Origin of the sequence: Mesorhizobium sp. SEMIA396, assembly GCF_024518615.1 — a bacterium.
GTDB lineage: Bacteria > Pseudomonadota > Alphaproteobacteria > Rhizobiales > Rhizobiaceae > Mesorhizobium.
Genome location: NZ_JANIFC010000001.1, coordinates 955,562 through 968,112, shown reverse-complemented (window position 1 = coordinate 968,112; position 12,551 = coordinate 955,562). Strand labels below are relative to the sequence as shown.

The window sequence follows — 12,551 nt, the reverse complement described above, 5'->3', positions numbered from 1 at the left end:
AGATGAGGATTTTTTCGCCGCATCTTCCGGATCTCAGTCCATCCGGATCGTCACGAACCTGAGCTCGCCGGTCTTCGAGGCCAGCATCAAGAGCGCATTCTTGCGCCCCTGTTCCTTCAAGGCGCCGATCCGGTCCATGACGTCCTTGGGCGTGGCGACCGATTCCTGCGCGATCTCGGTGATCACCTCGCCGGGCTGGATGCCGCGTTCGGCGGCGGCCGAGTCCTTGGTGACGTCGGTGATGACGACGCCCGAAACATCGGCCGCAATGCTGAACTTCTTGCGTGTCTCGTCGTTCAGTTCGCCGACCGTCATGCCGAGCACCGAAGCAGTGGAAACGGCCGGAGCCTTGTCGCCCTTGTCCTGATCGGTGTTGCTGCCCTCCTCACTGCTGGCGAGCTTCTCGCCATCCTCGAGCCGGCCGAGCGTCACTTTCACGGTCTGCTCGACACCCTTGCGCACGATGAGCACATCGACCGCCTTGCCAACCGGGCTTTCGGCGACGACGCGCGGCAGATCGCGCATCTCATGGATGTCCTTGCCGTCGAACTTGATGACGACGTCGCCCGCTTGGATGGTGCCATTGTCGACCGGGCCACCCTTGATCACGCCGGCGACCAGCGCGCCCCTGGCGGTCGCCATGCCGAGGCTTTCGGCGATGTCGTCGGTCACCGGCTGGATGCGCACGCCCAGCCAGCCGCGCCGCGTCTCGCCGAACTGGCGCAACTGGTCGACGACGCCGGACGCGAGCTGGGCGGGGATGGAAAAGCCGATGCCGATCGAACCGCCGGAAGGCGAAATGATCGCCGTGTTGATGCCGATGACTTCGCCGGCGCTGTTGAACAGCGGTCCGCCGGAATTGCCGCGGTTGATCGCGGCATCGGTCTGGATGAAGTCATCATAGGGGCCGGAATTGATGTCGCGGTTGCGGGCAGAGACGATGCCGACCGTGACCGTGCCGCCGAGGCCGAACGGATTGCCGATCGCCATCACCCAGTCGCCGACGCGCATCTTGGTGGAATCGCCGAACTTCACCGCCGTCAGCTTGTGGCCTTTCGGATCGACCTTGAGCACGGCGACATCGGTCTTGGTGTCGGTGCCGACCAGCGTCGCCTTCAAGGTGACACCATCGGAGAAATTGACCTCGATGTCGTCGGCATCGGCAATGACATGGTTGTTGGTGACGACGATGCCTTGCTCGGCATCGATGACGAAGCCGGAGCCCAGCGACTGCACCTTCTGCGAGCCGTTGTCCTTGTCACCGCCGCGGTTCTTGAAGAAATCGTCGAAGAAATCCTGGAAGGGCGACCCCTCGGGCAATTGCGGCATCGGCACCGCGCCCGGGCCTTCGGTGCCCTTGACCGTCTGCGAGGTCGATATGTTGACCACTGCGCCGAGCAGGCCTTGCGCCAGATCGGCGACCGAAGCAGGTCCATCGGCGGCAAATGTCGGCGTCACGAAGGACGGGACAGCGACTGCGCTGACAAGAAGTGCCGCCGCGCCGGCGATGAATGTCCGCCGAGCCGCGCACAGAATTGTATTGGATGTCATCGAGAAGCCTCCCGGTATCCTTGAAAAGAAAAGCGCTTCGACGAAAACGCCGCGTCACGCCATGTTGGCAAAAAATACGGCACGTTTGCGGCTATGACTATCGGCAGAGGATAAATCATCGCCGCCGTCATGCGCCCCGTACCAGCCAGACGATGCCGACGCCGATCACGATCGCCGCCAGTCCGGCGATCCGCAGCGCGTTCTCGGGCAGCGACAGCACTTCGGTGGCAAGTTTCCTGGCCAGGCCGGGAAAACCGCCATAGACTAGACCCTCTATGACAAGGACCAGGCCCATGGCGGCAAGAAAATCCTGCACCGGCCGCTACTGGCCGGTGCTGGGCTGTGCCGCCGGCGCGGCGGGTGCCGTCGCCGGAGCGTTTGGCGCAGGCGAAGCCGGCTTTGCCGGCCCCTCGCTGCCGTCAGGATTGCGGAAGAAGCGGAAGAACTCCGAGTTCGGCGACAGCACCATCGTCGTTCCGGTGTTGTCCAGCGCCGTGCCATAGGCATTCATCGACCGGTAGAAGTCGAAGAAGGCCGGATCGCGCTGATAGGCTCCCGCGAAGGTGGCGCTGCGCTGGGCTTCGCCCTCGCCGCGCAGGATTTCCGACTCTTTCTGCGCTTCGGCGACGATCTCGACCACTTCGCGATCGGCGCGGGCGGTGATGCGCTGTGCCGCTTCATTGCCGCGCGCCCTCAGCCGCGCAGCTTCCGCCAGGCGTTCCGCCTTCATGCGGTCGAAGGTCTGCTGCGAGACTTCGGCCGTGAGATCCGTGCGGCGGATACGGACATCCTCGATCTGCAGGCCGAGCGAGGTGGCGTCGGGCCTGAGCTGGTCGCGGACTTCGCGCATCATCACGGTGCGCTGTTCGGAAAGTGCGGCCTCGAAATCACGCAGACCGTAGACACGGCGCAAGGCAGCGTCGAGACGCGTCCTGAGCCGGGCTTCTGCCAGTTCGATCTGACCCGACACGGTGGAGCGGAAGACCCGCGGATCCGAGATGCGGTAGGCGATGAAGGCGTCGACCTCATAGAACTTGCCGCCTGACACCTGGACGCGGATGTTGTCGAGGTCGAAGCGCAGCACCCGGTTCTCGATCAGTTGCACGGTGTCGGCGTCGAAGAACGAGAACGGCGCCTTGAAGTAGATGCCGGGTTCGCTCTTGACGTCGACGATCTCGCCGAACCTGAGCACCAGCGCCTGCTGACGCGCATTGACCACGAAGACCGACGAATAGAGCAGGAACAGGATAACCGCTGCTGCGACGACGATGATGGGAAGACGGTTGGCCATCACTGGTTACCTCCCGTAACGCCACTGGGCGCAGCGGGTGCCGGCGCTTTCGGTTGCAATGCCGGCAGCGGCAGATAGGGAACGACCCCTTGCCCGTTGCCCTGCTCGACGATGACCTTGCTCGAATCCTTCAGAACCTTCTCCATGGTTTCCAGGTAGAGGCGCTTGCGCGTTACATCGGGCGCCTTGGCATATTCGTCATAGACCGAGATGAAGCGCTGGGCCTCACCCTCGGCTTCCTGCACGACCCGGTTCTTGTAGGCGGCCGCGTCTTCGCGAATCTGTGCGGCCTCGCCGCGCGCCTGGCCGAGCTTCTGGTTGGAGTACTGGTTGGCCTGCTCGACGAACTTGTCCTCGTCCTGCTCGGCGCGCTGCACTTCGTCGAACGCATCGGCCACTTCGCGTGGCGGTGCCGCATCCTCGATCGAGACGGCGTTGACGTTGAGACCGGCCTTGTAGCCGTCCAGCGTCGTCTGGATGATTTCACGCACCGAGGCGGCAATGCCCTGGCGGTCGTCGCGGAAGATATCCTGCGCCGGCCGGCGGCCGACGGCTTCACGCATGGCGCTTTCGGCAACCTGCCGCAGCATACCGTCGGGATCGGACACATCGAACAGATATGCGCTCGGGTCGGAGACCTGATAGGCCACCGAGAACTGGACGTTGACGATGTTCTGGTCGCCGGTAAGCATCAGCCCGGACGTGTTGCCACTCGTCGCGCCGCCGCCGCCGATATCGACGAGCTGCTCGGAAATCTTGGCCGTCTCGACGGTTTCGAGCGGCCACCAATGGAAATGCAGGCCAGGCTGCGACAGTTCGGTCTTCGGCTTGCCGAAGCGCAATTCGACCGCGACCTCGTCGGGCTGCACGGTATAAACCGCCTTGAACGCCCACAGCACCACAAGTGCAGCCGCGATCAGCGCGAAGATAGCCGGGCTCGCGCCGCCGCCACCCGGAAGAGCGCGCCGCAGCCGGTCCTGGCCGCGGCGGATGATGTCTTCGAGATCGGGAGGCGAGCCCTGTGGCCCGCTGGGTCCCTTTGGACCCTGCCCCCAGGGTCCTTGATTGTTGCCGCCGCCACCCCATGGGCCGCCGCCACCGCCGCTTTTGTCGTTCCAGGGCATGAATGTCCTTTCGCTTGGAATTCCCTCAAGCGCCGGTATTACGGCGCAAAATCCAGTATTGTTCTTCTATAGGGACGCAACGAGGCGCTTTCAACGCGATGCGCTGCCGACTTCGTCCGATTTGTCCGGTCGCGACCCTTTGTCTTCCTTCAATGCCCCTTTTTTCATTCAATGTCTCTCTCGACGCCGCTCGTAGACCGAATAACGCGTCGGGTGGCTGTCCTTTTCCCCGGCTGGGACGTCGTGCGAGCTGACAATGTGCCAGGAATCAGGATCGATCGGCGGGAAATGCGCGTCGCCGTCGACCGCTGCCAGCACATGGGTGACATGCAGGCGATCGGCCAGCAGCATGGCCTGGGCATAGATTTCGCCGCCGCCGATGACGCACACCTCGTCCACATCGGCCATGCGGCGCCCGCGCTCCGTCGCCAGTTGGATCGCGGCCTCGAGCGAATGTGCCGCCTCGACGCCCTCGGCGCGCCAGGTCTTGTCGCGGGTGACGACGATGTTCAACCTGCCCGGCAGCGGCCGGCCGATGCCCTCATAGGTCTTGCGGCCCATGATGATGGGCTTGCCCATCGTATCGGCTCTGAAGCGCTTGAGATCGGTGGAGAGCCGCCACGGGAGCCCGCCGTCCCGCCCGATCACGCCGTTCTCGGCGATGGCAACGTAGATTGCGACGTGCATCAATTGCCGTCCGTTGGCTCGAGGATCAGGATGTCGATGTCGCGCTCGGGGTAGAAATCATCCGCCGTCATCTCGAATGTCGTCGGTCCGGTCTTTTTGACATTGTCGCCGCAGAACGAGACCAGGGCTTTCGGATTGCCCTTGTCGATCGTCAGCTTGAACTTGCCGATCGTGCCGGTGGCCCAGTTGCCGCCGGTGGTCAGGATATAGGCGATGCGGTTCTCGACATATTTGGGGTAGCCGTCAGGGTCGTCCTTGGCAGCCTTGCGCACCGCATTTTCGAATGTGCCATCCATGCAATAGCGGGCCTTGTAGGCCGCATACTGTCCCTGGAATTTGCCGTCGTAGAAGAAGCTGACTGAAGACGTGCCGCCGACGCTCGGTCTGTAGTGGTGGGAAACATGGACGTCCTTGTTGGCCGGAAAGGTCGAGCGCCACCAGTAGGTCGAACGCAGTTGCCAGAACGGCGTGTAGACCTTGGTCGTCTCGGTGCCGTCGCTGCCGGTGTCCTCGATGATGATGCCGCGGTTGACCCAGTCATCGACAACCGCTTGCGGCAGCTTGGCCAGCGCCGCCTTCGCCGCATCGCCGAATGGATAGAATGGCACGTTTTGCGCCTTCAACTCGGCGCTGATGTCGATGCCGAGCGCAAACACCTTCTGCTCCAACTGCGGCTTGACGGCAACGCCGTCGATCGTCACCTCGAAGCCGAGGAAATTGTCGCTCTGGTTTTCAGGGATCGCCGGGATTTCTTCGGGATTGCCCGATATTTCGGGCATCGGAAAGGCGACAATGGCCTCGACATCCCTGTCGGTGTTGTTATGGAAGACATAGTCGACTGTCACCTTTTCCGGCGAGATGAAAAGGTCCTCGCTTTGCATCGCCACGGCATCGCTGCGCGACAGGATCAGGCCGCCAGTGCCGAGTTCGGCAACCGAATCATTGGCGAAGGCGGGCGCGGGCGACAGGGCCAGCACGGCGGTCAGAATATATCGCAACATGGAAGCCCCTCGGCTGGAATGCTTGCAGGACCCTAGCGGTTTCAACGTGGCGTTCAAAGCCCTTCCGCATCCGCTAGCGCACCATAGGGAGCTGGACTACGGTCTGGACACGCGCCAGCGCGGTCTGGACTAACAGGTTCCGATCGGGCAGGAGTTCGCCCATGCGCAAGCTTCTCGTCATCGGCATCGGCGCCGGCAATCCCGACCACATGACCGTTCAGGCTATATCAGGCCTGAACCAGGCGGATGTGCTGTTCATTCCCGACAAGGGTGCGAAAAAAAATGAACTGGCCGAACTGCGCCGCCGGATATGCGACCGCTTCGTCACCAATCCGAAGTCGCGCCGCGTCGAATTCGACGTGCCGGTGCGCGACATGCCGGTAGAAGATGGGCCGGAGCCCTCCTACCGCGCGACCGTCGATGACTGGCACGAAGCCATCGCCGCCATTTACGAAGGCCTGATCCGCGACGAGATTGCAGGCGATGGCTGCGGCGCCTTCCTGATCTGGGGCGATCCTTCGCTCTACGACAGCGCGTTGCGCATCCTCGAGCGCGTGAGCCAGCGAGGCAATGTGGCGTTCGAACTTGAGGTGATCCCCGGCATTACCGCCGTCCAGGCGCTTGCCGCCAGCCACAAGATGGCGCTGAACCGCATCGGCGATTCCGTCCTCATCACCACCGGCCGCCGCCTGACCGAGGAAGGCATGCCGGACAATGCCGGCAGCGCGGTCGTCCTGCTGGACGGCAAATGCGCCTTCAACACGCTGGCCGACAAGGATGTCGTCATCCATTGGGGCGCCTATCTCGGAACGGAAGACGAGATTCTCATCTCTGGCCGTCTCAGTGATGTCGGCACCGAGATCGAGAGAACCCGTGAAGAAGCGCGCCGGAAAAAGGGCTGGATCATGGACACTTACCTGCTTCGCAAGCCAAGCGCAGAGGATTAGGCCCTACTGCCCTACTGCCCTACTGCCCTCACCCAGCATCAATCTCCGCCTGCAATGCCTCCATATGCGCCGCCGCCGCGGCCGAGGCTGCGCGCTCGATGGCGCGGAAGCGGCTGACCACAGCCAGGCCGACCGCCGTCAACTGTGCGCCGCCGCCCTTGCGGCCGCCGGTCTGTGCCGCCACCAGCGGTTTGCCGAACACCCGGTTCATGTCCTCGACCAGGTCCCAGGCGTGCTTATAGGACATCTCCATGCCGCGAGCGGCGGCCGAGATGGAGCCGAAGGCGGCGATCTGTTCCAGGAGTTCGATCTTGCCCGGCCCGACGCGCCCGTCGGGATCGAGATTTATCCGCAAGCTCAGCGACGGCATCTTTGCTCTCCGCGGTCACAACCCAACCTCATACTAGAAGCTCCCTGGCGAAACCGCTATTCCAAAAAGACATAGCGGGATCATCCATCCGCCTCGGCGGGCAGGCCGGCGCCGGTGTTTGCCCGATCGAAGCTCACCGTCTTGATCACCGCGAAAACCTTGCCGCCAAGATGAAGCTTCAGCGCCTGCCGCGACTGTTCGGTGATGCGGGCAAGCACGGTTGCGCCATTGCAGTCGATACCGACCTCGACCGCGGGCCCTTCGCCCGGGCTCATCGCGGTAATGGTCCCCGGCAGGATGTTGAGCGCGCTGAGACCCGTCGGCTTTTCGGTGGCGATCATCACATCGCGGGCGCGAATACGGATGCGCACCGGCGTACCTGCCTTCATCGCCAGCTGTGGCACCCGGAGCTCGCCCGCGGCCGAGCCGAGCACGGTCATGCCGAAAGCCTCGTCGTGATGCAGCACCCTGGTGTCCAGCACGGCGCCCCCCTCGCCGCGCTCCTCTGCCGGCAACAGGTCGAGCCTTTGCATCACCGCCTCGGTCGGCCCGCTGGCAACGACATTGCCCTGTGCCAGCATCACCACGTCGCTGGCCAGCCTCGCCACTTCGGCGACCGAATGACTGACATAGACGATCGGGATTTTCGTCTCGTCGCGCAGCCTTTCGACATAGGGCAGGATTTCGGCCTTGCGCGCTTCGTCGAGCGAGGCCAGCGGTTCGTCCATGAGCAGCAGTCTGGGGCTGGCAAGCAATGCCCGGCCGATCGCCACGCGCTGTTTCTCGCCGCCCGAGAGCTTTGCCGGCCGCCTGTTCATGAGCGGCCCGATGCCGAGCAGGTCGACGACGGCATCGATATCGGCGTAGCGCTCCGCCGGCGGCGTGAACCAGCGGCCGTAGCGAAGATTGCCGGCAACGCTCAAATGCGGAAACAGCCGTGCGTCCTGGAACACCATGCCGATGCGGCGCTTGTGCTTCGGCACGAAAATGCCGGCACCGGTATCGACCAGCACACGGCCGTCGACCTCGATGCGTCCCCTGTCGGGCCGGATCAGCCCGGCAATCATGTTGATCAGTGTCGTCTTGCCCGACCCAGACGCGCCGAACAGCGCCGTCAGCCGCCCGGCGCTTTCGAAGCGGGCGTCGATGGCGAAACCACCCAGCCGATGACTGATGTCGACGAGAACGCTCATTCGATGTCCAGTCGCCGGCCGACACGCCGCGCCAGCACCTCCGAAGCCACAAGTGCTGCCATGGAGATGACGATGGAGATCAGCGTCAGGCGGAGCGCCCCTTCATCGCCACCCGGCACCTGCGTGAAGGTGTAGATCGCCGACGGCAATGTCTGCGTCTCATTGGGAATGTTGGAGACGAAGGTGATGGTGGCGCCGAACTCGCCCATCGCCTTGGCGAAGGCCAGGATGGCGCCGGCGATCAGCCCGGGCAGGATCAGGGGCAGCGTGATGGTGACGAACACCCAGAGCGGATTGGCGCCGAGCGTTCCCGCCGCCGCTTCCATCTTGCGGTCCACCGCCTCGATCGACAGCCGGATCGCCCGCACCATCAGGGGAAAGCCCATGACGCCGCAGGCCAGCGCCGCACCTGTCCAGCGGAAGGAGAAGACAATGCCGAAATGCTCTGCCAGGAAGGCGCCGGCCGGGCCGCGCCGGCCGAAGGTCAGCAGCAGCAGGTAGCCGGTCACCACGGGCGGCAGGATCAGCGGGAGATGCACCAGCCCGTTGAGAACGGTCTTGCCCCAGAATTGTCCCCGGGCAAGCAGCAGCGCGATCAAGATGCCCGGCGGCAGGCTGGCAAGCATCGCCACCATTGCCACCTTGATGGACAGCCGGACCGCATTCCATTCGTCGGGAGTGAGGTCCAGCAGCCAGTTCATTGTGCCCCTTGGAACTCAGTTGCTCGGCGCGAGCACGGTAAATCCCTGATCCTTGAACAGCGCGGCCGCCTTGGCCGACTGCAGGCATTTCAGGAAAGCCCGCGTATCCTTGTCCTTCGAATCGGCGGTCTGGGCAACCGGATAGATGATCGGCGGATGCGAATCCTCCGGGAAGGTGCCGACCACCTTGACGCCCTTTTCGGCATGCGCGTCGGTGGCATAGACAATGCCAAGGGCGGCTTCGCCCGTCGAAACCAGCTTCAGCGCCGCGCGCACGTTTTCGGCCTGCGCCACCTTGCCCTCGACCGAGGACCAGACGCCGAGCGATTCAAGTGCGGCCTTGCCGTATTTGCCGGCCGGCACCGCCTTGAAATCGCCCATGGCGAGCTTGCCGTCGCCGATCAGCTTGGCGAGGTCGAAGCCCTTCTCGATCCTGGTGTCGACCGCCGAGTCCTTCGGCGCCACCAGCACGATCTGATTGCCGAGCAGCTTCACTTCGGTGTCCGGCTTGGTCAGCTTCTTGTCGGAGAGATATTTCATCCAGTCGAGGTCGGCCGAGATGAAGACGTCGGCAGGCGCCCCGCCCTCGATCTGCTTGGCCAGCGCCGAGCTCGCGGCATAGGAGACGGTCGCCGCCTCGCCGACATCGGCCTCGCAGGCCTTGTTCACGGCGTCGAGCGCATCCTTGAGGCTGGCCGCGGCAAACACCACCACCTTGTCTTCCGCATGTGCTGCCGGCACCGCCGCCATCAACATCGCCGCAAAACCCCCAATGGTGATCGCCCTCGATGCAAAACCTATGCGCGTCATGGAAGACTCTCCCTGGTTTGAAATCCGGCCGGCTCGAAGCCCGCTAACCGATATATCCGTATGAATATAACAAGGGAAGGCCCGGCGCCCCATGAAAGCGCCTGTACGACACCGATTGTTCTGATGAGACCGGCAAAGAAAACCCTGGAAAGGAAACTCCGATGAAGATCAGCGCCCGCAACGTCCTCAAGGGAACGATCGCCGAGATCGTCAAGGGAGCCACCACCTCGCATGTCAGGATCGACATCGGTGGCGGCGCCATCGTCACCGCCTCGATCACCAACGAGGCCGTCGCCGATCTCAAGCTCGAAAAGGGCAAGCAGGCCTATGCCGTGGTCAAGGCCTCGGACGTGATGGTCGGCATCGACTGAAATTTGCGGCCTTAGACCGCGATCGGCGCCTTGATCGACGCATCGGCGACGTAGTTTTCCAGCCGGAAATCCTCGAAGCGGAAGGCGAACAGATCCTTCACCTCCGGATTGATCCACATCGTCGGCAGCACCTTCGGCGTGCGCCGCAGTTGTTCGCGTGCTTGCTCGAAATGGTTCGAGTAGAGATGCGCATCACCGAGCGTGTGGACGAAATCGCCGGGTTTCAGCCCGGTGACCTGCGCCACCATCAAGGTCAGCAGGGCATAGGACGCGATGTTGAACGGCACGCCGAGGAAGATATCGGCGGAACGCTGGTAGAGTTGGCAGGAGAGCCGCCCTTCCGAAACATAGAACTGGAACAGGCAGTGGCAGGGCGGCAGCGCCATCGCTTCCACCTCGGCTGGATTCCATGCCGAAACGATCAGCCGCCGCGATTGAGGATTTTTGCGTATCTCCTTGAGAAGATTCGCGATCTGGTCGATCGAGCCGCCATGGCCATCCGGCCAGGAGCGCCATTGCTTGCCGTAGACCGGGCCGAGATCGCCATTCTCGTCGGCCCATTCGTCCCAGATCGAAACGCCGTTATCGGTGAGATATTTGACGTTGGTGTCGCCGGCCAGGAACCACAAAAGCTCATGGATGATCGACTTGAGATGCAGCTTCTTGGTCGTGGTGACCGGAAAGCCGCGCGCCAGGTCGAAACGCATCTGGTAGCCGAAGACGGAGCGCGTTCCGGTGCCGGTGCGGTCGCCGCGATCGGCGCCGTTGTCCAGCACGTGCTGCAGGAGGTCGAGATACTGGCGCATCGGTTCCGGCTCGATTCGGTTGTCCAGCCATCATAGCTGACGGACAGGCAATCGAACACCACAAAGCAGCGCAAGCCCTGCCCGAAGGCTGCCAGTCCCCAACAACATCAGGGCTGACGCATGGACCGCGCCAGCCCCTGCAAATTGACGTGCGGTCGTCAGAGGGAGCCGAGTTTACCCAGGTCCTTGGCAACCAGATAGTAGAAGGTAACCCGGTTCTTGGTACTGTCGGCGGCCATCGCCTTGCAGACCTTCTCGATCGAAGCGTCGGCCTTGTTGTCGTCCGATATGCCGAGCTTCTTCGCAACCCAGCCAGCCTTGACGCGCTCTAGCTCCTTCGGATCGGTGCAGGACACCAGCGAGGAATCGCGGTTCCGGAGCGCAATGCCAAGATGCTTCACGATTTTGTCGACCACGTCGGCACTCGCCGAGGCATCGTATTTCTTCACGTCTGCAAGATAGTCGGCCATCAAAATTCCCCTCGTCGGCGCCACGGATCCGATCGATGAGGGCTGTGGCGCGCTGCTGCAACATGTGCGCTAGGTCGGTAACTCCTCACCGGGGCAAAGCTTCGGTTGAGACCGCGCCCAAGTCAACCCTTTGGACTTGCGGTTTTGTCAGGGGGACAAAGTGCCATTGCGGCCTTCCATTTCTTGCGATGGCCCCCTATATTCGGTTTGTCGGCTTGACCGACTATGGCGATAAATGGGCGATGAAATAAGCCGTTCGGACCCGGGGGCGGTACCCGGCGCCTCCACCAAAAGCCGCTGCTGATGACAGAGCGGTTTTTGCTGGGGGCGAAATAGGATCGACGAAGGTGTAAAGATCGTACTTTTGCCCGGCATGGTACCACCGTCATCGGGCTAAACCTGTAGTTGCAAATGACAACTATGCGGAAGCACGTCTCGCCGCGTAAGCGGTGCGATAGCTTCAAATCAAGCCCTAGAGGTTCGCACTTCTAGGCGGGGTTCGGAGGTACCTGGCAACAGAAACCTCCACTTCTCCCCTCCTCCTCAACATGCGTTACGCACAACGGCAGCTCCCGCCGGCCAACTTCGCACGCCCTCGGCCGCGAAGCCGCCCTGCCGCGTGCCACCTCTCCAAAAGATGCAAGACGATTCCGATCGATTCTTCGTGCTGACCGGCGGTCCCGGCTCCGGCAAGACCACCCTGATCGAAGCCCTGCGCCGGGCAGGCTTTGCCACCTCGATCGAAGCCGGCCGCGGCATCATCCGCCACCAGTCCGATATAGGCGGACCCGCTTTGCCCTGGCATGATCGCGCCCTGTTCGCCGAGTTGATGCTGTCATGGGAGATGCGCTCGTATCAAATCGCGCAAGAACAGACCGGGCGTCCTGTTTTCTTCGATCGGGGCGTTCCGGACACGCTTGGCTACCTCAGGCTGAGCGGCCTGCCGCTACCCGAACACATCAACGCCGCCGCCAAGCGTTTCCGCTACAACCCCCGCATCTTCGTCGCCCCGCTTTGGCCGGAGATCTTCGCGCAGGACGAAGACGCAAGCAGACGCTCGACGAGGCCGAGCGTACCCACCATGCGCTGGTCGGCATCTACACGGAACTGGGCTATGAGATGATTCCGTTGCCGCTGGCACCCGTCGAGGCGCGGCTGCGCTTCGTGCTGGCCGAGACAGGATTGGCGTGAAAAAGGCCGGGATGAACCCCGGCCTTTTTCATTTGTTT

General features: G+C 62.9%; 14 protein-coding genes, 1 other RNA gene and 1 pseudogene. 4 read left to right on the top strand and 12 right to left on the bottom strand.

Annotation, left to right across the window (positions count from 1 at the left end; translation table 11 throughout):
* Positions 1 to 33 precede the first annotated feature (33 nt).
* The 6 genes from NP503_RS04755 to NP503_RS04730 all read right to left on the bottom strand — a co-directional run bounded on the left by NP503_RS04755 (position 34) and on the right by NP503_RS04730 (position 5,654).
* Positions 34 to 1,551, bottom strand: a complete 1,518-nt coding sequence (locus tag NP503_RS04755) for a DegQ family serine endoprotease (RefSeq protein WP_127271780.1) — start codon at positions 1,549 to 1,551, stop codon at positions 34 to 36.
* A 127-nt stretch (positions 1,552 to 1,678) separates the two neighbouring features.
* Positions 1,679 to 1,867, bottom strand: coding sequence for a DUF2065 domain-containing protein (locus tag NP503_RS04750; RefSeq protein ID WP_023813072.1), 189 nt, complete (start codon positions 1,865 to 1,867; stop codon positions 1,679 to 1,681).
* A 6-nt stretch (positions 1,868 to 1,873) separates the two neighbouring features.
* Positions 1,874 to 2,842: a protease modulator HflC gene (gene hflC / locus NP503_RS04745; RefSeq protein ID WP_127271782.1), complete on the bottom strand. Its 969-nt coding sequence runs from the start codon at positions 2,840 to 2,842 to the stop codon at positions 1,874 to 1,876.
* Positions 2,842 to 3,966 (bottom strand): FtsH protease activity modulator HflK, encoded by a 1,125-nt coding sequence (gene hflK, locus NP503_RS04740; protein ID WP_023813074.1) that lies wholly within the window; start codon positions 3,964 to 3,966, stop codon positions 2,842 to 2,844. Before hflK ends, hflC begins: the two co-directional genes overlap by 1 nt.
* Before the next feature lie 168 nt (positions 3,967 to 4,134).
* Positions 4,135 to 4,653, bottom strand: a complete 519-nt coding sequence (locus tag NP503_RS04735) for a dihydrofolate reductase (RefSeq protein WP_127271784.1) — start codon at positions 4,651 to 4,653, stop codon at positions 4,135 to 4,137.
* Complete coding sequence (locus NP503_RS04730; RefSeq protein ID WP_127271786.1) at positions 4,653 to 5,654, bottom strand: DUF4424 domain-containing protein; 1,002 nt, start codon at positions 5,652 to 5,654, stop codon at positions 4,653 to 4,655. Before NP503_RS04730 ends, NP503_RS04735 begins: the two co-directional genes overlap by 1 nt.
* A 161-nt stretch (positions 5,655 to 5,815) precedes the next feature.
* On the opposite strand from NP503_RS04730, the gene cobF reads away from it, so the two are divergent.
* On the top strand, positions 5,816 to 6,601 hold the full coding sequence (gene cobF / locus NP503_RS04725; RefSeq protein WP_127271200.1) for a precorrin-6A synthase (deacetylating): 786 nt from the start codon (positions 5,816 to 5,818) through the stop codon (positions 6,599 to 6,601).
* A gap of 28 nt (positions 6,602 to 6,629) precedes the next feature.
* Here cobF and NP503_RS04720 read toward each other — a convergent pair whose 3' ends face one another.
* The 4 genes from NP503_RS04720 to modA form a co-directional block, all read right to left on the bottom strand.
* Positions 6,630 to 6,971, bottom strand: a complete 342-nt coding sequence (locus NP503_RS04720; protein WP_127271788.1) for a winged helix-turn-helix domain-containing protein — start codon at positions 6,969 to 6,971, stop codon at positions 6,630 to 6,632.
* Positions 6,972 to 7,051: 80 nt separating this feature from the next.
* Positions 7,052 to 8,164, bottom strand: coding sequence for a molybdenum ABC transporter ATP-binding protein (modC, locus tag NP503_RS04715; RefSeq protein WP_127270937.1), 1,113 nt, complete (start codon positions 8,162 to 8,164; stop codon positions 7,052 to 7,054).
* Positions 8,161 to 8,865, bottom strand: a complete 705-nt coding sequence (gene modB, locus NP503_RS04710) for a molybdate ABC transporter permease subunit (protein ID WP_127270935.1) — start codon at positions 8,863 to 8,865, stop codon at positions 8,161 to 8,163. Before modB ends, modC begins: the two co-directional genes overlap by 4 nt.
* A gap of 15 nt (positions 8,866 to 8,880) precedes the next feature.
* Positions 8,881 to 9,675: a molybdate ABC transporter substrate-binding protein gene (modA, locus tag NP503_RS04705; RefSeq protein ID WP_127270933.1), complete on the bottom strand. Its 795-nt coding sequence runs from the start codon at positions 9,673 to 9,675 to the stop codon at positions 8,881 to 8,883.
* Positions 9,676 to 9,836: 161 nt separating this feature from the next.
* Here modA and NP503_RS04700 point away from each other — a divergent pair, with 161 nt between their 5' ends.
* Complete coding sequence (locus NP503_RS04700) at positions 9,837 to 10,046, top strand: molybdopterin-binding protein (RefSeq protein WP_024501417.1); 210 nt, start codon at positions 9,837 to 9,839, stop codon at positions 10,044 to 10,046.
* Positions 10,047 to 10,057: 11 nt separating this feature from the next.
* Here the strand turns inward: NP503_RS04700 and NP503_RS04695 are convergent, their stop codons facing one another.
* Together NP503_RS04695 and NP503_RS04690 are read right to left on the bottom strand one after the other, a co-directional pair.
* Positions 10,058 to 10,852 carry a thymidylate synthase gene (locus tag NP503_RS04695; RefSeq protein ID WP_127271791.1) on the bottom strand — a complete coding sequence of 265 codons (795 nt, stop codon included), beginning with the start codon at positions 10,850 to 10,852 and terminating at the stop codon, positions 10,058 to 10,060.
* Positions 10,853 to 11,010: 158 nt separating this feature from the next.
* Positions 11,011 to 11,322 carry a DUF2853 family protein gene (locus NP503_RS04690; RefSeq protein WP_127271793.1) on the bottom strand — a complete coding sequence of 104 codons (312 nt, stop codon included), beginning with the start codon at positions 11,320 to 11,322 and terminating at the stop codon, positions 11,011 to 11,013.
* Between the two features lie 170 nt (positions 11,323 to 11,492).
* Between NP503_RS04690 and ssrA the strand changes: the two genes are divergently transcribed.
* Positions 11,493 to 11,852: a transfer-messenger RNA gene (gene ssrA, locus NP503_RS04685) on the top strand.
* A gap of 107 nt (positions 11,853 to 11,959) precedes the next feature.
* A pseudogene (locus tag NP503_RS04680) lies at positions 11,960 to 12,513 on the top strand (AAA family ATPase).
* The last annotated feature ends 38 nt before the right edge of the window (positions 12,514 to 12,551 follow it).